This is a genomic window from Pseudaminobacter soli (ex Li et al. 2025), assembly GCF_003012705.1.
Lineage (GTDB): Bacteria > Pseudomonadota > Alphaproteobacteria > Rhizobiales > Rhizobiaceae > Pseudaminobacter > Pseudaminobacter soli.
Genome location: NZ_PXYL01000002.1, coordinates 132,918 through 153,210 on the forward strand (window position 1 = coordinate 132,918; position 20,293 = coordinate 153,210).

General features: G+C 64.1%; 18 protein-coding genes. 11 read left to right on the top strand and 7 right to left on the bottom strand.

The features are described from left to right. Window positions 1–38 precede the first annotated feature (38 nt). Window positions 39–2,018: a putative bifunctional diguanylate cyclase/phosphodiesterase gene (locus C7I85_RS04230; protein WP_106722707.1), complete on the bottom strand. Its 1,980-nt coding sequence runs from the start codon at window positions 2,016–2,018 to the stop codon at window positions 39–41. 230 nt (window positions 2,019–2,248) lie between these two features. On the opposite strand from C7I85_RS04230, the gene C7I85_RS04235 reads away from it, so the two are divergent. Next, window positions 2,249–3,295, top strand: a complete 1,047-nt coding sequence (locus C7I85_RS04235) for a class I SAM-dependent methyltransferase (protein WP_428832814.1) — start codon at window positions 2,249–2,251, stop codon at window positions 3,293–3,295. Window positions 3,296–3,477: 182 nt separating this feature from the next. Here C7I85_RS04235 and C7I85_RS04240 read toward each other — a convergent pair whose 3' ends face one another. After that, a complete protein-coding gene (locus C7I85_RS04240; protein ID WP_106722709.1) occupies window positions 3,478–4,437 on the bottom strand; it encodes a S1C family serine protease in 960 nt (319 codons plus the stop codon). Between the two features lie 181 nt (window positions 4,438–4,618). On the opposite strand from C7I85_RS04240, the gene C7I85_RS04245 reads away from it, so the two are divergent. The 4 genes from C7I85_RS04245 to C7I85_RS04260 are packed head-to-tail and all read left to right on the top strand — an operon-like array spanning window position 4,619 to window position 8,267. Next, window positions 4,619–5,491, top strand: a complete 873-nt coding sequence (locus tag C7I85_RS04245; protein WP_106723066.1) for a S1C family serine protease — start codon at window positions 4,619–4,621, stop codon at window positions 5,489–5,491. Between the two features lie 14 nt (window positions 5,492–5,505). After that, entirely contained in the window at window positions 5,506–6,135 is a 630-nt protein-coding gene (locus C7I85_RS04250; protein ID WP_106722710.1) for a helix-turn-helix transcriptional regulator, read from the top strand. 33 nt (window positions 6,136–6,168) lie between these two features. Further along, a complete protein-coding gene (locus tag C7I85_RS04255) occupies window positions 6,169–7,851 on the top strand; it encodes an FAD-dependent oxidoreductase (RefSeq protein WP_106722711.1) in 1,683 nt (560 codons plus the stop codon). Between the two features lie 14 nt (window positions 7,852–7,865). After that, window positions 7,866–8,267: a nuclear transport factor 2 family protein gene (locus C7I85_RS04260; RefSeq protein ID WP_106723067.1), complete on the top strand. Its 402-nt coding sequence runs from the start codon at window positions 7,866–7,868 to the stop codon at window positions 8,265–8,267. A 38-nt stretch (window positions 8,268–8,305) separates the two neighbouring features. On the opposite strand, the gene C7I85_RS04265 is transcribed toward C7I85_RS04260, so the two are convergent. After that, window positions 8,306–9,277: an amidohydrolase family protein gene (locus tag C7I85_RS04265; protein WP_106722712.1), complete on the bottom strand. Its 972-nt coding sequence runs from the start codon at window positions 9,275–9,277 to the stop codon at window positions 8,306–8,308. Between the two features lie 315 nt (window positions 9,278–9,592). On the opposite strand from C7I85_RS04265, the gene C7I85_RS04270 reads away from it, so the two are divergent. Continuing rightward, window positions 9,593–10,336 (top strand): UTRA domain-containing protein, encoded by a 744-nt coding sequence (locus C7I85_RS04270; protein ID WP_106722713.1) that lies wholly within the window; start codon window positions 9,593–9,595, stop codon window positions 10,334–10,336. A gap of 13 nt (window positions 10,337–10,349) precedes the next feature. On the opposite strand, the gene C7I85_RS04275 is transcribed toward C7I85_RS04270, so the two are convergent. The 4 genes from C7I85_RS04275 to C7I85_RS04290 all read right to left on the bottom strand — a co-directional run bounded on the left by C7I85_RS04275 (window position 10,350) and on the right by C7I85_RS04290 (window position 14,306). Continuing rightward, window positions 10,350–10,895, bottom strand: coding sequence for a HutD/Ves family protein (locus tag C7I85_RS04275; RefSeq protein ID WP_106722714.1), 546 nt, complete (start codon window positions 10,893–10,895; stop codon window positions 10,350–10,352). Window positions 10,896–10,981: 86 nt separating this feature from the next. Beyond that, a complete protein-coding gene (hisC, locus tag C7I85_RS04280) occupies window positions 10,982–12,079 on the bottom strand; it encodes a histidinol-phosphate transaminase (RefSeq protein ID WP_106722715.1) in 1,098 nt (365 codons plus the stop codon). 107 nt (window positions 12,080–12,186) lie between these two features. Continuing rightward, window positions 12,187–12,945, bottom strand: coding sequence for a GntR family transcriptional regulator (locus tag C7I85_RS04285; RefSeq protein ID WP_106722716.1), 759 nt, complete (start codon window positions 12,943–12,945; stop codon window positions 12,187–12,189). Continuing rightward, window positions 12,942–14,306: a formimidoylglutamate deiminase gene (locus C7I85_RS04290; protein ID WP_106722717.1), complete on the bottom strand. Its 1,365-nt coding sequence runs from the start codon at window positions 14,304–14,306 to the stop codon at window positions 12,942–12,944. Before C7I85_RS04290 ends, C7I85_RS04285 begins: the two co-directional genes overlap by 4 nt. Before the next feature lie 139 nt (window positions 14,307–14,445). Between C7I85_RS04290 and hutI the strand changes: the two genes are divergently transcribed. The 5 genes from hutI to C7I85_RS04315 are packed head-to-tail and all read left to right on the top strand — an operon-like array spanning window position 14,446 to window position 20,278. Further along, window positions 14,446–15,648, top strand: a complete 1,203-nt coding sequence (gene hutI, locus C7I85_RS04295) for an imidazolonepropionase (RefSeq protein WP_106722718.1) — start codon at window positions 14,446–14,448, stop codon at window positions 15,646–15,648. After that, window positions 15,641–17,182 carry a histidine ammonia-lyase gene (hutH, locus tag C7I85_RS04300; RefSeq protein ID WP_106722719.1) on the top strand — a complete coding sequence of 514 codons (1,542 nt, stop codon included), beginning with the start codon at window positions 15,641–15,643 and terminating at the stop codon, window positions 17,180–17,182. Before hutI ends, hutH begins: the two co-directional genes overlap by 8 nt. After that, window positions 17,179–17,970: an N-formylglutamate deformylase gene (hutG, locus tag C7I85_RS04305; RefSeq protein WP_106722720.1), complete on the top strand. Its 792-nt coding sequence runs from the start codon at window positions 17,179–17,181 to the stop codon at window positions 17,968–17,970. The genes hutH and hutG overlap by 4 nt, the downstream gene beginning before the upstream one ends. Then, window positions 17,967–19,118 carry a CaiB/BaiF CoA transferase family protein gene (locus tag C7I85_RS04310; protein WP_106722721.1) on the top strand — a complete coding sequence of 384 codons (1,152 nt, stop codon included), beginning with the start codon at window positions 17,967–17,969 and terminating at the stop codon, window positions 19,116–19,118. Before hutG ends, C7I85_RS04310 begins: the two co-directional genes overlap by 4 nt. Continuing rightward, a complete protein-coding gene (locus tag C7I85_RS04315) occupies window positions 19,115–20,278 on the top strand; it encodes an acyl-CoA dehydrogenase family protein (protein ID WP_181257081.1) in 1,164 nt (387 codons plus the stop codon). Before C7I85_RS04310 ends, C7I85_RS04315 begins: the two co-directional genes overlap by 4 nt. Window positions 20,279–20,293: the final 15 nt, after the last annotated feature.

A 20,293-nucleotide genomic window follows, 5' to 3' on the forward strand; every position in this document is an offset into this window, starting at 1 on the left:
CTCGTTATAATTGCGCGATGAGGTTCAGATGACCCAATCTAAGCGACGCGATCTACCTTTGGTCGATCCATTGTTTCGATGGGCAATGGACGCCCCACCAGGAAGCCTTGCATCGCATGAACGCCCAGGCGCCGCAGCAATGCTTGCTGATCGGCTGTCTCAACACCCTCGACCAGCACCCTATGGCCGAGATTGCGCAACAGTCTCACCATGTCGTTCAGCATCCTCCGGCCCTCGGCTGTCTGGCAGTCGTGCAGGAAACTGCGATCGATCTTGACGACGTCGAACTCAAAACGTCGGATCGATGCGAGCCCCGCAAACCCGGTTCCGAAATCATCCAGCCATATTTGGACTCCTAAGCTACGAAGCTGCTGGATGTTCCACTCTGCTTGCGCCTCCGGAACGATGTCGATGCCTTCGGTGACTTCGAGCGCAAGCTTGTGCGGTGCAAGACCGTGGCGTTGGAGGATCTCGGCAATTCGCAACGGAAAGCTCGGGGCCTTGAGTTGGATGGGCGACACATTGGCCGAGACGACCGCACCCAAGCCGTACTCGACCATGTCGCGACAGGCCTGGTCGATGACCCAGATGCCGAGTTCGACGATCGCCCCTGTATGTTCCGCAACGGGGATGAAGACGGCCGGACTGATAAGCTCTCCGCGGAGATTCCGAAGGCGCATCAGGGTCTCGTAACCGAGCACGGACCCAGATTCCACGTCGTATATGGGCTGATAGACAACCGACACGAGTTGCTTCTCAAGAGCCAGGCGCAGAAGCTCTGGAATGTCCTGACGGGACTCGTCCTCGTCCATCGTTTCGCGGTCGTATATATGGAATGTAGCGCGACCGGCGAATTTCGACCTGTAAAGAGCGCGATCAGCTTCCTGAAGCAGAGAATAGAAATCGACACTCTTGTCAGCACGAGTGAGCGATGCGCCGGCACTGATTGTTACGATGCCTGACGCGATGCCTGTGTTGGGATGCGGAATACGCAGATCCTCGATAGCCTGGCAGAGCTTTCCCGACAGTTCACGCAGGTCGTCCGAAGTTGCGACCTTGCACAGCACGACGAATTCCTCGCCACCATAGCGTCCGGCGATGGCGTTGTTAGCCACCGCCGTTGCAGACAGCGCGTTCGCGAGGGCGACGAGGCAATCGTCGCCTGCCTGATGGCCAAGCCGGTCGTTGAACCTCTTGAAATAGTCGACGTCGATAAGAACGACGCCGATTTCGCTATCGTCACTGGCCCATTCTTCGCAGAGGTCCACGAAATCTCGCGTGATCGCCCGGCGATTTCGAAGTCCCGTCAGCGCATCGGTATTGGCGATCTCATCCAACATTTGGCCTCTCTCAACAGCGGCCTGCTCCTGAATTCGCGCTTGAAGGGCGTGAAGGAAGGTTTTGTATCGCTCCGAACCGAGCCGCCACGACAGATAGAGGGAAAACACCAGGCTATTGATGAAATAAGCCGCCAGTACCAGGCGATTGGTGAGTTCGGTTTGCAGTGAAAAAAGAGCGGCCGCGACAAACGTCATCGTCACCGTTGCGGACGAAATCGCTGAAACCATGAAGCGAAAATTGAAGAACAAATTTGCTCCCAGGACGAATACGGTCCCGAACACCATGAAATCCGATAAGGCGGCCTGGTGATTTGTCTCCAGGGCAAATAGCAGCCATGCGGTTGCGCCTGTCACGAGAGCCAATGCGGCCAGAACGTTTAACGTGGCCAGCGAAAAATTCCTCCGGACCCCGAACTCTATCAGGGCAATAGAGACCACGCCGACAGAAATGCGTACGGCAACAAGTCGATGGGCGACGTCTGGCAGGAGCAACACATCGAATGCGCCATATAGAACATAACACGCCACGGCGGCCCACATGCCCCATCGCACAGTCATGCGCCTCTCGTTCCCATTGGCTTCTTGCATCATCTTCAGAAGAAATGGATCAACCGATTTCCAGGTTGAGCGTGCAATCGCTTCACCCACCCTTTGAGCGATAGATTCGGTCAGCTGCATTACAGCTCTCCTTTGCCAGCCCCATTCTTCTACCCTGCAGAAGAGGATATTCTGTTAATTCTTGGCGATGAAAAGCCAGTTTATAAGCAGAATGTGATTATAACGCGCCGATCAACACGGCTGGCCGTGAAGGGATTAAGCCGTAGAAAACAAAATGAATAAGACTCTATTCAATTCTTTCGGATATGTGTCGAAGTCCCTATAGTCGTTGACGTGGAAGCTAAGGGGACGTGCAATTGCAAAATGCGATATTGGAACTTGATGGGCATAGCCTGATAACGTCGCAGCTGATTAGTCAGCATAATGCGGAAGTCGGCAGCACGGTTGGTGCCGAGGAACTAACAGAGCACGCTGCAAAACTCGCGCTTATTCTGGACCTTGCGTACCAAGCTTTCGAGAAGCGCCAGCCCGCGGCAACGATAGTCGATCGTTTGGCACTGCGACTTCACGAGCTTCGAAAGCAGGCCCGCCCGGAGGTCTGGCAACAGCTCATTCCCCTCGCGCAACAGCACCGTGTCTCGGAACATTTGATGCAAGATCCGTTCACGCGGTGGTCCTTCGAAAAGCCGCGCGGCTATTCGGGCGACGCAAGCTTGCTGGATATCTATTACAAGCATTCGAGTGCCGACGAGATCGTCAGTTCATCGACGCCGCTTGGGCGCGAGATTTACGCCTATACAAGCGACGCCGCGAGTTCCGAGGCAGGGCGGGAGCGGCGGACCATCCTTGCCAAGACAGTAGACGAGACCGCGCGCCGGAAGCCGGAAGCGGAAGTGCTTGCGATTGCTTGCGGCCATCTTCGCGAAGCCGAGCTGTCGGATGCTCTCGCCACAGGTGGGTTGAAGCGCTGGATCGGCTTGGACCAGGACCCTGTCAGCGTCGCCATCGTGAACCGCGACGTGAGCGCCGGCTGCGTAGAGGCCGTGGAGGGTTCCGTACGCGGTCTCCTTCGCCGCGCATATGATCTTGGCACGTTCGATCTCGTCTATGCATCGGGACTTTACGACTATTTGCCACGCGCAGTTGGTGTGCGCCTTCTGCAAAGGGTCATGGAACTGGTTAAGCCCGGCGGCGAGTTTCTCTTTGCCAATTTCAGCGACGAGATAACAACCGACGGCTACATGGAGACCTTCATGGATTGGCCGCTGATCCTGCGTTCGGCTGACGATATGTGGGACATCATCAAATCCTCCGTCGACATGAATCACGTCGATGCGGAAGTGTATTACGGGGCCAACCGCAACATCGTTTACGGCAAGATTCGGAAGCGCCCTTAGCCTTAAAATTGGGGCGATTGGGCTCGACAGACGGGGTTTTGTCGCTTTTGTCGGGCCCTGATTGCTAAGATCAACGTTGCTATCGCCGCAGCCAAGCCGCCCCAGCACGCGGCATGAGGCCAGGGCGGCGCGCATAGGGACTTGTCTCGCCGGCGACTCCGTTCGGCGGGCTTTCCGCTGGCTCAGGGGCGTGCAGCCGGCGTGACAGTTACCTGGCTGACTCCGGAGCGGTTGATCACCGCAAACACCGTTTCCCTGTCGATCCTTTCGGCGTCCAGCATCCGCACCAGATCGTCCACGCCGCCGACGGCGTGACCGTCGATGGCGACGATAATGTCGCCTTCCTTCAAGCCGGCTTTCGCCGCCGGTCCGCCCGCCTCGATCGAGCGCAACCGCACGGCCGTGCGGCTGGTCACCTGGGAAAGCAGCGCCGCGCGCCGTGGCAGGGCGACCGTGTCGGCCGAGACGCCGATAAAGGCGCGGCGCACGCGACCAAAGCGGATGATTTCCGCAATGACGAAACTGGCCGTATTCGAGGCGACGGCGAAGGCGATGCCTTGGGCGCCTCGGATCATGGCGGTGTTGATGCCGATCACCTCGCCGGCCGACGACACCAGCGGTCCGCCGGAATTGCCCGGGTTGAGCGCGGCGTCGGTCTGGATCACGTCATCGATGAGCCGGCCGCTCGAGGCGCGCATCGACCGGCCCAGGGCCGAGATGACGCCGGTCGTCACTGTCCATTCGAAGCCGAGCGGATTGCCGATGGCGATGGCGATTTGGCCGCGGCGCAGGCGCTTCGAGTCACCGAGCGGGGCGATGTCGGGATAATGTCCGTCGGCACGCACCAGAGCAATGTCGGTATCGGCGTCGCCGCCAAGCACGCGCCCTTCAGCAGACGTACCGTCGGGCATGGCGACACGTACGGTACGTTCCTCGCCGACGACGTGGAAATTCGTGACGATCAGCCCGTCCGGCGCGATGACGAAGCCCGAACCCTGCCCGGCCGCGCGGCGGCCTTCGACAACAGGTTCGATACGGCACACGGCCGGACCGATGCGGTCGACCGCATCGGCCACGGTCGAAGAGTAGGCGTCGAGCAGGCCGGCGTCATGGGTTTGCAAGTCAGTCGCGGGCAGGGCCATTAGGGGCCTCCATGTCAGTCGAACAATCGATGCCTATATGTGCTGTGCGCGCCGGCGCGCCGCGACCTGACCTGATGGCTAGTAACTGCGGTTCCTAGCCGTTCGGCGAGTTGGAAGCGCCATGCGGCGCGGCAATATCTGGGTTCAGGAAGCCATGAACGGCCTAACCCAGGAGTGCGTGATGACCAGGTTCGACCTTGCCGCCTTTTCCAATGCAGTCGCCGACATCGCCGGGCAGGCGGCCCCGGTGACCGCGAGCTTTTTAACCCATCATGGCCGGACCGCGACGGCCTTCCACTGGGGCGAGGGCCTTTACGTCGCCGCCGAGGAGTCTGTCGAGCCGGACGAGGAATTGCAGCTTGCCCTGCCCAGCGGCGAGACTGTGAAGACCGAGCTGATCGGTCGCGATCCTTCTACCGGCATAGCCCTGCTGAAGCCTTCGACAGCCACCCGCGGTACAAGCTTCAAAAAGGCCGGGCCGGTGCGCCTCGGCGACGTCGTCGTCGCGGCCGGGCGTGACGGCGCTTCGCCTCTTGCGGTGCTCGGCACTGTGGGCGAGGTCGGACCGATGTGGCGCTCACGGCGTGGCGGCTCCATCGATCGCCGCATCAACCTTGCGGTCATGGCAGGCGGTCGTTTCGAAGGAGGACCGGTGCTCGACGCCAGTGGCGGGCTGGTCGGGATGCTGCTCTTCGGGCCGCGCCGCCGGGCGCTGGTCATCCCTTACGAGACGATCGAGCGGACCGTTGCGACGCTGCGCGAGAAAGGCCACGTCCTGCGCGGCTATCTCGGCGCCAGCCTGCATCCCATCCGCCACGGCCAGGTACAGGGCGCCATGGTCATGGGGCTTGACGACGACGGGCCGGCGAAAGCCGTCGGCATCGCGCTGGGCGATATCGTCACTGCCTGGAACGGGGAACCCGTGCGCGGGCCGCGCGAACTGATCCTTCGGCTGGGGCCGGACAGCGCGGGTGCCGCGGTGACGCTGAGGATCCTGCGCGGCGGAGAGGCGCGTGACGTGGCGATCACGATTGGCGAGAAACCCCTGAACTGAGAGCAAGTGCTGTTATGCCGGAGACGCAACGCAGGCTGTTCGTTCTGGTGGCGCTCGATGACGCAGCATCGAGCGAGCAGCTTGCTCTTCGCCTCTCGGAGCACGACGGACTTTTGCTGGTGACGGCCGAGGACCTGGCCGATGGCGACCACGCCGACGTGGCGATCGTCGGTGACGAAACGGCAGGCGGCGCGCGGATTCAGGGTGCACCATTGCTGGTCCTCTCCTCGCGAGCAACGCGCCGGCCGGCAGCCGTTGCGGCGGTGCTGCCGCGTGACGCCGACACGGCGCTGATCGCGGCTGCCGCACGCCTTGCCGCTGCGGGCTATCGTATCACTCAAGCATCAGCGGAAATGGATGGGCGCGGCGCGAGTTTCGGCACGGCCGACGACCGCCTGGGTGGCGGTTTGTTGACCGGTGGCGAGGCAGATCACGAGGCATCCGCGATCCGGTTGTCGCCGCGCGAGGCAGAGGTCCTGGCGCTGCTTGCCGAGGGTGCGTCGAACAAGGTGATCGCGCGGCATCTCGACATTTCCGTACACACCGCCAAATTTCACGTTGCGGCGATCCTTACGAAGCTCGGCGCGGCCAATCGCACCGATGCCATCGCCACGGCGATGCGGCAGGGGCTGGTGCTGGTCTAGTGCCCCTAAAGCCTAAGTGGAGATCATGAAATCATGGCTGCTCCGACCGAACCGATCATCGAAACCCGACGGTACCAGATGTTCCCTGTTCTGGAGCCAAGCGAGATCGAGCGGGTCCGGCGCTTCGGCGAAATTCGCAGCTATGCAGCGGGAGAAGCGGTTGCGACGGTTGGCCGGGTTAGTCCAGGCGTCATTATTGTCCTTTCCGGGCATGTCGAGGTCACTCGGAACGACCAATCCGGCAATCGCGCGGCAATCGTCACGCATGGGCCAGGCGCTTTCTTGGGCGAATTGGCGCAGCTGGCGGGTCGACCCGCGCTCGTGGACGCCCATGCGCAAGATCTGCTCGAGGCCCTGGTTATTGGGCCAGACAGGCTTCGTGCTCTGCTGATTGCGGAAGCGGAATTGGGCGAGCGCATCATGCGCGCACTCATTCTGCGTCGTGTTGGTCTGCTGGAGACAGGCGCCGGTGGGCCCATACTCGTCGGCAGGGCCGAAAATGGCGATGTGCTGCGGCTGGAGGGCTTTCTCCGCCGCAATGGACACCCAAGCCAACGGATCGACCCCGAGACCGATCCGGGGGCCAAGGCCCTGATTGAACGCTTCCATGTCGATGTGGGGGAACTGCCGATCGTGCTTTGCCCGACTGGGCAACTGCTGCGCAATCCGAGCGAAGTGGAGCTTGCCCGTTGCATCGGTCTGGTCGGGCCTATCGATCCGAGCCGCCTCTATGACGTTGCCATCGTTGGTGCCGGGCCAGCTGGTCTTGCCGCCGCCGTCTACGCGGGTTCGGAGGGGCTGTCCGTCCTCGTGCTCGACTGCCGTGCATTCGGTGGCCAGGCAGGGGCGTCCGCAAGGATCGAGAACTATCTGGGTTTCCCGACTGGCATCAGCGGCATGGCGCTTATGGCCCGCGCATACAACCAAGCCCAGAAGTTCGGCGTCGAGATGGCGATCCCGGACGAGGTGATCAGCCTCGAGGCGGCCGCGCATGCCGGTGACGAAGCCTTGAGTATCAGACTGTCAAGCAGCGAATATGTCAGTGCCCGCTCGATCGTGATTGCGACCGGAGCCCGCTACCGGCGTCTTAATCTCGACCGTCTGGAAACATTCGAGGGGACGAGTGTGCATTATTGGGCCTCACCGATCGAGGCGAGGTTGTGTGCCGGCGAGGAAGTCGCCTTGGTGGGCGCGGGCAATTCGGCGGGACAGGCGGCGGTATATCTGGCAAGTCACGCCTCCAAAGTGTGGCTTTTGGTGCGTGGGACAGGCCTGTCAGAGAGCATGTCCAGCTATCTCGTGGACCGAATTGGCGGTCTTCCAAATATCGAGGTTTTGACCAGTACCACTGTTTCGGGCCTCGAAGGCCACGACGGCATGCTGGAGGCGGTCCGATGGCGTCAGCGAGGGCTGGCGGAGGAGGTTCGCCGACCTCTTCGCCACCTGTTTCTGTTTATCGGAGCAGACCCGAACACGGATTGGCTGTCGGGCGCCGGAATAGAACTGGATGCCAAGGGCTTTATCCTGACCGGCGCCGAGTCTGGTGCGGGACGGCACTCCTTGGAGACAAGTCGTCACCGCGTCTATGCGATCGGTGATGTACGATCGACTTCCGTCAAGCGCGTCGCCGCGGCAGTTGGCGAAGGCGCGCAGGTCGTGGCGGCCCTGCATGCCGCCTTGGCGTCGAACCAACGCGAAACCTCAACTCGGTTGTGATGGAGGAAAACGACATGACAGCCACCTCGCCGGAAGAGAACAAGGCGCTCGTACTCGAAGCCTTCGACACGCTGTTCAACAAACGCGACTATGCCGCCGCCGAGCGCTACTGGTCGGACCGCTACATCCAGCACAGCGCCCATATTCCGCCTGGCCGCGATGGCTTGTTCAATCTTGTTCGCGGCCTTCCCGACACGCTCCGCTACGAACATCACGTATTACTTGCCGAAGGAGACTACGTCATCGTCCACGGGCGCTTCTCAGGCCACGGTCGCCCCGCGGCCTGGGTCGCCGCCGACATCGTGCGCTTCGAAGACGGCAAGCTCGCTGAGCACTGGGATGTTCTTCAGGACGAGGCAACAAAGGCGGATTCCCTCAGCGGGCTGCCGATGTTCGGCGACCGTTTCCCGACGTAACGGTCAAGGCAGAATGCACGCCGGCAACCGGCGCACACTCAAAGTCCGAACAACTTCTCCGCGTTGCCGTGCGCGATCCTGGCGCGGTCGGCTGCGGAAACCGGAATCTGTTCCAGAAACGCGCGCGCCTTGGCCATCGAGGCATAAGGATAGTCGGCCGAGAACATGATCCGGCTGACCCCGATCTCAAGCAGCAGATCGAGAAATGTCGGCGGAAAATTAAAACCGGCGAACGTGTAGTGCAGATTATCGCGCAGATAGGCGCTGATCGACCGCTTGAGCTTTGTCAGCTCGACGGGCATCACATCGACCCGTTGCATGAAGAAAGGCAGGCCTTCTCCCATGTGACCGATCACGACCTGTAGCTTGGGGAAGCGGTCGAATACCCCGCCCAGCACCATGCGCAGCACATGCACCGCGGTCTCGACATGCCAACCGAAACCCGGCCCGGCCAACATCTCGGTGACGAGCGGCGCAAAGCCGCCGAACGAAGCTTCGATCACCGGTTTGGGCGGCTTGGTCGGATGCAGGTAGATCGGCGCGCCGAGGGATTCGGCGGCTTCCAGCACCGGCCAGAAAAATCTGTCGTCGAGATAGCGACCACGTTGGTGGCCGTTGATCACCGCACCGACGAAGGCTTGATCGCTGAAGCGGCGTTCGAGTTCTTTGGCCGCCTGGTCCGGTGCCGCAATCGGCAGTGCGGCGAAACCGGACAGTCTTGCCGGTTGCTTGGCAATCGCTTCGGCCAGCACGTCATTGGTGTCGCGCGCAAGCGCGAACGCCTCGGCGGCTTCCAATTGCTCGACACCCGGCGCGGTCAGTGAAAGAACCTGCATGTCGATGCCGGCGGCGTCCATCTGGGCGATCCGCCCTTCGCCGATGTCGCACAAGTCGCGCATCAGCTGCTCGGCGCGGCTACCGATCTGGCTCGCCTGTTCCTTGAGGTCTCGGCCCGGGCCATCGAGAAAGCCCGGCGTGGCGAAATGCTCTTCAAGCGTGATGGTGCGCATGGCCGTGATGCTCCGCTGCTGCCGGATGTCATCCCGAAGCCGGGATTTTCCCCGGATGTGCTCCAATATTCATGGTGAAAGGTGGCGATTTTCGGCCTGATCCGGAAGCCCTTGGGTTGGGCTTTGGGCGTAGCCTCACCTCCAACGGAACCGATCGTAGAAGTATGTCCATCCCGAACGGCTTGGACATGCCCGCAGTGAATGCCTATACCGGTCTGGATCGTCAGAAACCGGCAATGCCGATGAGCCTGACTTCATATGCTTGTCGGGCGCTGGCGTCTTTGCCCATGTCGGACGCGGGAATGGGGGGACCGGATGGCGGAAACGAAACCTGGCGCAAATCGCTCGCTGCACGATCAGCTTGTGAGCAAATTCCGCAATTTCATTATCTCGCAACAATGGCCGCCGGGATATCAACTCCCGTTCGAGACCGACCTTGCCGACGCCCATGGCGTTTCACGCATGACGATGAACAAGGCGCTGTCACAGTTGACGCGGGAGGGGTTCCTCCTGCGCCGCCGCAAGCTGGGCACTTTTGTTGCCCGCCCGCATGCGCAGGCGGCGGTGATGGAGATCGCCGATATCGCGGCTGAGGTGCAGGCGCTGGGGCAGGCGTATCGCTTCGACCTCCTCGAGCGCAGGCTGCGCCTGCCGGAACCCGGGGAGATTGCGGAAGCGCGCATCGTTCAGGACTGCCAGCAGCCGGTCCTCCATCTTCTGGGCGTGCATTTCGCCGATGCACAACCCTTTTGCCGTGAGGAGCGCATCATCAATCCCGAGGCAGCTCCCGGGGCGCTCGAACAGGATTTTTCGGCCGTCGCGCCGGGCCAATGGCTGTTGCAGGAGATCCCCTGGAGTTCGGCCGAGCACCGCATCCGCGCGGTCGGCGCCGACGCCGCTGTGGCGCGCGATCTGGGCCTGCAACCTGGGGAGCCCTGCCTGGAGGTCACCCGCCGGACGGAGATTTCCGGCAGATGGGTCACGCTGGCGCACCAGACTTATCCCGGCGATCGCCACGAGCTGTTGGCTCGGTTCGAGCCACGCCCCGAAGCCGTCTGATCCACCCCGAAGCTTAGGCGGATATGCGCACGTCGAGCACTTGGGCACCGGCAAGGGCGGCGACGAGCGAAGGGGCCGCGGATTCGAGATCGACGAGGTCGAGCCGCGCGAGCCCGGCCCGATCCTCCAGCAGCAAGACAAGCCGCGCCCGCTCGCTCGCATCCCGGCTGCCGGGAATGAGCGGACCGCGCGTCACTTGCGCCCGCAGCGGGCGACGCACCATCACGTTGAAATCGAGCAAGGCCTTGCCCTCCAACTGCGCGCCGGCGGGGACATCGCCGGGGAAGGAGAAGGGCTCGCAGCTCGCGTCGAGCCGGCGCTCATGCCCCCCGACAGTCAGGACCATCGCGCCACCCTCCAGCACAGTCAGCACCCGATCCACGCCGGGAAAGGCGGAAAACGGTCCGGAAGCGGCGACGATGGCCGTGCTGATGCGCCAGTCGAAATTCTCGAAATCCGCACCGGTCGGGGAAACCGCGATTTCGGCCGTCTCGCCGCCGCCATTTTTCCAGGGGCGGAACACCCGGTCCGAAAGCCGGAAGATTCCCGTTTCAGTCATCTCTTCAAATCCCTCGGAATTGGGCCGGCACGCCCGTTTGTGCCGACGCAGCCATCTTGCGGCAGGCAAAGGCCTGCATGCAAGGCTCAGAGCGCGCCGGAAAGGGCCGCGAGAAACTGATCGTTGTCGGCTTCGGTGCCGATCGAAACGCGCAACCAAGTTTCGTAGCCCGACTGCTTCCACGGCTTGACGATCACACCCTTGTCCAGAAGCGCCTCGGCAAGTTCGGTCGCCGGGCGGGCCGCATCGAAGAACAGGAAATTCCCTTTCGACGGAAGCACGCGCAGGCCCAGCGCCCCGATCGCGGCCTGCACGCGTAGCCGCTCCCGCTGCACCAGCGCGACCGCGTCGGTCACCGATTGCGGATGGTCGAGTGCTGCCTCGGCCGCGGCCTGCGCCATGAGGTTCACGTTGAAGGGGGTGCGGGCAAGGTCGAGCCCGCGCTTCAGTTCAGCATTGTTGGTCAGCCCGTAGCCGACGCGTAGGCCGGCAAGTCCCCAGGCCTTCGAGAAGGTGCGCAGGATCAGCAGCGGCCCGCGATGCGTCGCCAGCAGTGGCTCGGCCGAGGCGTAGCCCTCACCTTCGGCATATTCGTGATAGGCCTCGTCGAGGCAGGTCACCGCCTCGGGGTGGACGGCGTCCAGCACCCGACCAAGTTCCTCAGGCGACAGCCACACGCCGGCCGGGTTCATGGGGTTGGCGAAAAGCACCAGCCGCACCGGCTGTGCCACTGCCTGCACCAGTGCCTCGACGTCGATGTGGCCTTCCGGTGTCAGGCCGATGCGCGTGACCTCGGCACCCATCAGTCGCGCATAGTCCTCATGCAGCGGAAAGGACGGATAGAGCGTGACCACCCTGTCGCCCGGCCGCAGCACGGCGCGGGCGAGCACGGCCAAAAGATCCTCCGAGCCGTTGCCGAGCACCAGCTGGTTGGCCGAAACGCCGTGCCGCGAAGCCAGTTTCGCCAGGAGCGCCCGTCCCGAGGGATCGGGATAGATGGCAACGCGCTGAAGGGCAGCTTCCAGTGCCTGCTGCACCGCAGGGCTAGGCCCCAGCGGATTTTCGTTCGAGCCAAGCTTGGCCACGCGCGTCACGCCCGGCCGCCGCGCGACGTCCTCGACGGTGAGGCCCGCATTGTACGGTGCAAGGGTCGCCAGTTCCGGGCGTAGGATCGATGTGGTCATGCTGCGGGGCCTCCTCCTCGGGCAGGATGATATGCTCGCAGCGTAGATATTATGTATATACTTGTAAAGGTGGCAGCGGGTGCTTTTCTGCGCGCGTCAGTCCGGCCTCAAGCACCCACGCCTCGCCGAACGGGCCAGTAGCCCCGGCTCTGGCTGCTTTCGGTGCCGACGAGATGGCCGGGCTGGAACGCCACCCTGACCGTGGTGATCGGGCCAAGATCGTTCCATGTGGTGCGATGCATGATCAGCAGCGCCTGCTCCTGGCGGGTCTGCAGCAATCGCGCGTCGCGCCGATTGGCATTCTCGGCCGAGAAGGTCAGGTCGGCGCGCAAATAGGGGGCATTGCGCACCAGCCATTCATTGGCGTTCAGTTGCCAGAAATCCGCCTTTTCCAGTCCCGGTGCGGCACGCGGATTGATCCAGCGGTCCTCGAGCTGAAAGGGCTGGCCGTCACCGTAATGCACGGCCCGCATGTGGACCAGGACCTCACCTTCCGGAAGCTCGAGCCGCGCGGCGATCTCCGCCGGGATCGGGCTGCGGCGCTGCGCCACCACGCGATGGGTGTAGACCATGCCGGCCTGCTCGACCTGCTCGCGCACGATGGAGATGGTGAAGGTCGCCTTGCGCACCGGGTCGACAGCGACACGTGTGCCGGCCCGGCGGCGGCGGTCCAGCAGCCCTTCGTCGGCCAGAAGCTGCAGCGCCTTGTTTACGGTCGCCCGCGCCACGTCGAACTCGATCGCAAGGTCGGCCTCGTCCGGAATGCGGTCGCCCTGGCGCCATTCGCGCTCGACAATGCGGCGGCGCACTTCGTTGGCGATGTTCTGCGCCTTGGGCGAGGTCGGGCCGGCTTGCTTGTCGGTCACATCCGCTCCTGCAGTCTTCCGATGCAGGCCAGATAATCAGCCGTGATCCGCTCGTGGTCCAGATGCCGGCCGTCGCGCACGACATGGCGGCCTGCCGACCAGACGTCGCGCACCAACTTGTCGCTGCCGGCGAAGATCAGGCTGTCGAGGAGCTCGTCGCCCTTGCGGCCGAACAGCACCGGATTGTTCAGCGAAACCGCGCATAGATCGGCCCACAGGCCTGCGGCGATGGCGCCGGTTTCGCGTCCTGCCGCCGTAGCCCCGCCGTCGAGTCCGGCCTCGTAGAGAACCCGGCCGGTGGAGCGTCCCGGTTCGGCCAGCACGGCGCGCGCGGTGTCGCGCAGGCGCTGGCTGTATTCCAGCGTGCGCAGTTCCTCCACCAGCGAGATGCGGACGTTGCTGTCGGAACCGAAGCCGAGCCGCCCGCCCGCTTCCTTCCAGATCGTGCCGTTGAAGATGCCGTCGCCAAGGCTCGATTCCGTGATCGGGCACAGACCCGCGACGGCGCCGGTCGCCGCTAGGCGGCGGGTCTCGTCTTCGGTCATGTGGGTGAGATGGATCAGCGTCCAGCGCCGGTCGGGCTGGTGATTGTCCAGTAGCCATTCGACGGGGCGGCGGCCGCGCGCGGCCTGCACTTCCTCGATCTCCGGGATCTGCTCGGCCAGGTGCATGTGCAGCGGCCGGCCGGGGCGCAGGCGCGCGCAGAACGTCAGGGCCTCGGCGCTCACTGCGCGCAGCGAATGCGGCGCGACGCCGATGCCGGCATCGGCCGGCAGATGCGTGAGCGCCGCCTCGGCGGCGTCCAGCAGGGAGGCGAACTCGTCCGGGGTCGTGCCAAAGCGCTGCTGGCCCGGACCCAGCGGGCGACGGTCTACGCCGCCGAATTGGTAATGCACCGGCAGCAGCGTCAGCCCAATGCCGGTGCGCGCAGCGGCTGCCGCGATACGTTCGGACATCTCGGCGATGTTGTCGTAGAATGTGCCGCCGGGCCGGTGGTGCAGATAGTGGAACTCGACATTGGTAGCGTAGCCGGCCTCCAGCATCTCCATCTGCACCAGCGCTGCTATGGCCTCGACGTCCTCGGGCGTCAGGTGATCGAGGAAACGATACATGATCTGGCGCCAGGTCCAGAACGTGTCGCGCGGCTGCGGCCCGCGCGCTTCCGAGAGGCCCGCCATGGCGCGCTGGAAGGCGTGGGAGTGGAGATTTGCCATGGCCGGTAGCAGGAGGCCGACCCTCTCGCCGGTCGGCGCCGCACCGGCCTCGACTTTCGCGATTCGACCGTCCGCGCCCAGCTCGACACGTACGTCTTCCGCCCAACCGTGCGGCAGCAGCGCATGTTCCGCCCAAAGTGTAGTCATCGCATTCTCCATCTTGCCGGTTCGGCGCCGGGCTGCCTTGCCCACTTAAGTTTAGACATAGCACGAAAATAAGTTTAGACATAGACCGGGAATTATGATTAGACCTAGAAACCAGCGGGTCATTCCGGAGTGCGCGCCAATGCAGATTCTCAGCAATGCCACAGTCGCGATCATGGATGAGGAATCGACGGGTTATCGCCTCGTCGAACGCGCCTCGATCGTGATCGAAGGCGACAGGATCGCCTGGGTCGGCGCCGATGCGGACCTGCCGACGGCCTATCGCAGCGCCCACGCGGAAGACCTGGAGGGTCTGCTGGTCACGCCGGGCCTGATCGACTGTCACACCCACGTCGTCTATGGCGGCGACCGCGCCCGCGAATTCGAGATGCGCCTGGAGGGCGCCAGCTACGAGGAAATCGCCCGGGCCGGAGGCGGCATCCTTTCCAGCGTCCGCAACACCCGCGAGGCGAGCGAGGAAGAGCTTCTGGAGTTGGCGCTGCCGCGCGTCGATACCCTGCTTGACGAAGGCGTCACCACACTGGAGATCAAGTCAGGCTACGGGCTCGATATTGCTTCCGAATTGAAGATGCTGCGCGTCGCGCGCCGCATCGGCGAGCTTCGCCCGGTGCATGTCGTCACCACCTGGCTCGCCGCCCATGCCCTGCCGCCTGAATTCAAGGATAACCGCGCCGGCTATATCGACCAGGTCGTGATCGCCGGCATGGACCAAGGTCACGCCGAAGGGCTGATCGACGCGGTGGACGGCTTCTGCGAGGGCATCGCCTTCTCGGTCGAGGAAATGGCGCGCATCTTCGCCCATGCGAAGGGCCTTGGCCTGCCGGTCAAGCTGCATGCCGAGCAGCTTTCGGACCTGCATGGCGCCGCCATGGCGGCCGAGCACGGCGCGCTTTCTGCCGACCATCTCGAATATCTGGGCGCGGACGGTATTGCGGCCATGGCGAAGGCGGGCACGGTCGCCGTGCTGCTGCCCGGCGCCTTCTATACGCTGAGGGAAACGAAATATCCGCCTATCCAGGCGCTGCGCGACGCAGGTGTGGCGATCGCGCTGGCGACTGATTCCAATCCCGGCACCTCGCCGCTCACCTCCATCCTGCTGACCATGAACATGGGCGCGACGCTGTTCCGCATGACGCCGGCCGAATGCCTGCGGGGCGTGACCCGCAACGCGGCGCGCGCGCTTGGTCTGGCGGATCGCGGGATCATCGCGCCCGGCGCCCGCGCCGATCTGGCGATCTGGGACATCCGACACCCGGCCGAGCTTTCCTACCGCATTGGCTTCAATCCGCTCTACGCCCGCATCTTCGGAGGCAAATATGACTGAACTGATCCTGACACCCGGCGAGGTCACCCTGGCACAGCTGGAGCGCGTGTGGCGCGAGGGGCTTGCCGTGCGGCTGGCCGAAAGCGCGCGTGCGGGCATTGCCAATTCCGCCGCCAGGATCGAGGCAGCCGCCAATGGCAACGAGCCGGTCTATGGCGTCAATACCGGTTTCGGCAAGCTCGCCTCGATCAAGATCAAGTCCGAGGATACGGCCACCCTCCAGCGTAACCTGATCCTGTCGCATTGCTGCGGCGTGGGCGAGAACGTCGAGGAAGAGACCGTGCGCCTGATCATGGCGCTAAAGCTCTTGTCGCTCGGCCGCGGCGCCTCCGGCACCCGCCCCGAGGTGGTCAAGCTGATCGAGGACATGCTGGCCAAGGGCGTTCTACCGGTTATCCCCTCGCAGGGCTCCGTCGGTGCGTCCGGCGACCTCGCCCCGCTGGCGCATATGGCCGCGACGATGCTGGGCGAGGGCCGCGCCACCTATCAGGGCCGCGAGATGGCGAGCGCCGAGGCGCTTGCCGCGGCGGGCCTGAAGCCGGTGGTGCTGGCCGCCAAGGAAGGCCTTGCCCTTATCAACGGCACGCAGGTCTCGACCGCCTTCGCGCTGGCCGGTCTCTTCGAGGCCTTCCGCGCCGCGCGCAATGCGCTGGTGTCGTCTTCGCTTTCGACCGACGCCATCATGGGCTCGACCGCGCCCTTCCTGGATGAAATCCACCAGCTGCGCGGTCATCGCGGCCAGATCCTCGCCGCCCGCGTCATCCGCGAACTGATGGACGGTTCGGAGATCCGCGAAAGTCATCGCGTGGGCGATCCCCGCGTCCAGGACCCGTACTGCATTCGCTGCCAGCCGCAGGTCACCGGCGCCTGCATCGACCTTCTGACGCAGGCGGGCCGCACGCTGGAAATCGAGGCCAACGCCGCGACCGACAATCCTCTGGTGCTGATCGAGAGCGGCCAGATCGTGTCGGGTGGCAACTTCCATGCCGAGCCGGTGGCCTTCGCCGCCGACCAGATCGCGCTGGCGATCGCCGAGATCGGCGCCATCTCGCAGCGCCGCATCGCGCTGATGGTCGACCCGGCGCTGAGCCACGACCTGCCGCCCTTCCTGACGCCCGACCCCGGCCTCAACAGCGGCCTGATGATCGCCGAGGTCACCTCGGCGGCGCTGATGAGCGAGAACAAGCATCTCGCCACGCCCTGCTCGACCGATTCCACCCCGACTTCGGCGAACCAGGAAGACCACGTCTCCATGGCCGCCCACGGCGCGCGCCGCCTGAAGCGGATGAACGCCAACCTCGCTCACATCGTCGGCATCGAAGTGCTGTGCGCCGCAGCCGGCGTCGAGTTCCGCGGGCCGCTGAAGACTTCGACCCCGCTTCAGGCGGTGATCGCACGGTTGCGCAAGTCGGTCACGGCGCTGGATCAGGACCGCTACATGGCGCCTGACCTGGCAGAAGTCGCTTCCCTCGTGCGCTCCGGCGCGCTGCTCGAGGTCCTGCCGGACAACATGCTCGAGGAGGTCCGGCCGTGAAGTCGGTTGAAGTCGTCCGCGGCGACGGGCCGCTGATCCTGGGTCTGCCGCACACCGGCACACATCTGCCCGAGGCGATCCGGGCGAAGCTCAATGCGCGTGGCGGCATCCTTGCCGACACGGACTGGCACATCGAACGCCTCTATGACGGACTGCTGCCGAATGTGACGACGGTGAGGGCGACGTTCCACCGCTATGTGATCGATGCCAATCGCGGTCCGGACGACGCCAGCCTTTATCCTGGCCAGAACACCACCGGTCTCGTTCCGGTGACCGATTTCGACGGCGAGCCGATCTGGATCGAGGAGCCGACGGCCGCCGAGATCGCAGAGCGCATGGCGAATTTCCACGCGCCCTATCACGAAGCGCTTGCCGCCGAAATCGAGCGGGTGAAGGCCAAGCACGGGGTGGCGATCCTCTATGATTGCCACTCGATCCGTTCCGTCATCCCGTTTCTGTTCGAGGGCGTCCTGCCTGACTTCAACATAGGCACGAACAACGGCACGACTTGCGATCCTCGCATCGAGGCGGCGACCTTCGACACCTGTGCCGCTACCGGCCGCACCCATGTGCTGAACGGCCGCTTCAAGGGCGGCTGGACCACGCGCCACTACGGCCGGCCGCAGGATGGCGTCCATGCGATCCAGATGGAACTGGCGCAATCCACCCATCTGGCGAGCGAAACCCCGCCCTTCGCCTACGATGAGGCCAAGGCCGCGGCGCTCCGCACCACGCTTACCGCGGTCCTGGAGCGGCTTGTCTCTCTCGCACCGGAGTTGAAGCCGTGAACGGACCGCTTTCCGGCATCAAGGTTCTCGACCTGTCGCGTGTTCTCGCGGGGCCCTATTGCACTGCGCTGCTCGCCGATCTGGGTGCCGAGATCATCAAGCTGGAGCCGCCGGCAGGGGACGACTATCGCCATGTCGGCCCGTTCAAGGATGGCGAGAGCGCGCTGTTCACGCTGAACAACCGCGGCAAGAAGAGCATAGCGCTGGACCTGAAGAAGCCGGCGGACCTTGAGCTGGCCCAGGCGCTCGCCGCCCGCGTGGACGTGGTTGTGGAGAATTTCCGCCCGGGCGTCGCCGCTCGACTGGGCCTCGGCGCCGAGGCTCTGCGCAAGGCCAACCCCCGGCTGATCTACTGCTCCATCTCCGGCTTCGGGCAGGAAGGCCCGTTCAAGGACCTGCCGGCGTATGATCTGGTGGTACAGGCCATGTCGGGACTCATGGCTGCGACCGGCGAGGAAGGCGGCGCGCCGCTCAAGACCGGCGAGAGCATCGCCGACCTGATCGCGGGCCTGTTTGCAAGCTGGTCGATCATGGCCGCGCTGGTCCAGCGCAACGCCACAGGGCAGGGTGCAACGCTCGATATCTCCATGTATGACGCATTGTTCTCAATGCTGACCACCAGCCACGCCCAGCACTTCTATGACGGTGTGTTGCCGGGACGTGTGGGCAACCGCCATCCCCTTTCCACTCCCTTCGGCTGTTTCAAAACGAGCGACGGACAGGTGGTGATTGCCGTGCTGAACGGCGGACAGTTCCAGCGCCTGGCGGCCCTTGTCGGCAAGCCGGAGATCGCAGACGATCCGCGTTTTGCCACCGACAGCAGCCGCACCGAGCATGAGCCCGCGCTGCGGGCGCTGATCGAGGATTGGTCCGGTCGACTGACGACCGAGGAGGCCGTGGCCGGCCTGGCCGCGCAGGGTCTTCCGACCGCGCCGATCTGGAACATCGCGCAGGCCGCCGACAATGAGCACGCCGCCGCGCGCGGTTTGGTCAGCATGCTTGCACATCCCGTTCTCGGCCTGGCGCCGGTCGTCGGCCAGCCCGTGCGCTTCGACGGCGCCAAGCCGGTGGCGGCGACGGCGGCACCGCGCCTTGGCGGCGACATCGAGGCGGTGCTGAAGGAATTTGGACTGGAGAACCGCGCATGACGCAGATTGACGATCCCTGGCACATGCTTTCCGACGAGGAACGCATGTTCTGCGAGGTGCTGGAGCGGCTCTGCGCAGATAAGATCGCCCCGCTGGCGGCCGAGGCTGACGAGACCTCGCGCTTCGTGCATGCGCAGCTCGCGACCCTGGGCGAAGCCGGCATGATGGGCGCCAACCTGCCGGAAGCCTATGGCGGCAGCGGCATTTCCGCGTCCGCGCTGCTGCGCGCGGTCTCGATCGTGGCCGGGGCCTGCGGCTCCACCGCCTCCGCGCTGACGGCGCACTATCTGGCGACCGATTCCATCCTGATCGGCGGCACCGAGGCGCAGAAGCACGAATGGCTGCCGAAGGCCGCCACCGGCGAGGCGCTCGCCGCCTTCGCGCTCACCGAGCCCACCGCCGGTTCCGATCCCGCCGACATGAAGACGCGGGCACGACGCACGCAAGGCGGCTGGCACCTCAAGGGGACGAAGTGCTTCATTTCCAATGGCGGCGTCGCGGACTTCATTGTGGTCTATGCGGTGACGGACCCCGAAAAGGCGCATCGCGGCATTTCGGCCTTCATCCTGCCGAAGGGCACGCCCGGCTTCGAAGCCGGTCCGCCGGAAAAGACCATGGGTCTGAAGGGCGGCCATGTCTTCACGCTGAATCTGGACTGCGAGGTTCCCGAAAGCGCGCTGCTGGGCGAGGAAGGCAAAGGCTTCCGCACCGCGATGCAGGTGCTCGACAATGGCCGTATCGAGGTCGCCGCGCAATGCCTTGGCCTTGCCGGCGCTGCAATGAATGCCGCGATCGCCTATGCCAAGGAGCGCATCATCGGCGGCATACCGCTGTCCGAGCGTCAGGGCATCCGCTGGATGATCGCGGACATGGGCCTCTCCTACCGCTCGGCGCTGCTGTTATCGCAGGAGGCCGCGCGCCAGCGCGATCTGGCTCATCATCGTGGTGGGCGCTTCTCGCTGGCCGCCTCCATGGCCAAGCTCGGCGCATCCGAGGCTGCAGGGAAGATCGCCGATACCGCGCTGCAACTGCATGGCGGCTATGGCTACACCCGCGACTTTCCTATCGAGCGGATCAACCGGGATCTGCGCATCATGCGCATCTACGAGGGATCCAGCGAAATCCAACGCATCATCATTTCCGGCAATATGCTGGCCTGACATGGGAGCCGAACC

Bases quoted from the DNA above. Each gene is read 5' to 3' on its own strand.
- C7I85_RS04230 (WP_106722707.1), bottom strand. From the start codon at position 2,018: ATGCAGCTGACCGAATCTATCGCTCAAAGGGTGGGTGAAGCGATTGCA.
- C7I85_RS04240 (WP_106722709.1), bottom strand. From the start codon at position 4,437: ATGGCCCTGCCCGCGACTGACTTGCAAACCCATGACGCCGGCCTGCTC.
- C7I85_RS04245 (WP_106723066.1), top strand. From the start codon at position 4,619: ATGACCAGGTTCGACCTTGCCGCCTTTTCCAATGCAGTCGCCGACATC.
- C7I85_RS04250 (WP_106722710.1), top strand. From the start codon at position 5,506: ATGCCGGAGACGCAACGCAGGCTGTTCGTTCTGGTGGCGCTCGATGAC.
- C7I85_RS04255 (WP_106722711.1), top strand. From the start codon at position 6,169: ATGGCTGCTCCGACCGAACCGATCATCGAAACCCGACGGTACCAGATG.
- C7I85_RS04260 (WP_106723067.1), top strand. From the start codon at position 7,866: ATGACAGCCACCTCGCCGGAAGAGAACAAGGCGCTCGTACTCGAAGCC.
- C7I85_RS04265 (WP_106722712.1), bottom strand. From the start codon at position 9,277: ATGCGCACCATCACGCTTGAAGAGCATTTCGCCACGCCGGGCTTTCTC.
- C7I85_RS04270 (WP_106722713.1), top strand. From the start codon at position 9,593: ATGGCGGAAACGAAACCTGGCGCAAATCGCTCGCTGCACGATCAGCTT.
- C7I85_RS04275 (WP_106722714.1), bottom strand. From the start codon at position 10,895: ATGACTGAAACGGGAATCTTCCGGCTTTCGGACCGGGTGTTCCGCCCC.
- hisC (WP_106722715.1), bottom strand. From the start codon at position 12,079: ATGACCACATCGATCCTACGCCCGGAACTGGCGACCCTTGCACCGTAC.
- C7I85_RS04290 (WP_106722717.1), bottom strand. From the start codon at position 14,306: ATGACTACACTTTGGGCGGAACATGCGCTGCTGCCGCACGGTTGGGCG.
- hutI (WP_106722718.1), top strand. From the start codon at position 14,446: ATGCAGATTCTCAGCAATGCCACAGTCGCGATCATGGATGAGGAATCG.
- hutH (WP_106722719.1), top strand. From the start codon at position 15,641: ATGACTGAACTGATCCTGACACCCGGCGAGGTCACCCTGGCACAGCTG.
- C7I85_RS04315 (WP_181257081.1), top strand. From the start codon at position 19,115: ATGACGCAGATTGACGATCCCTGGCACATGCTTTCCGACGAGGAACGC.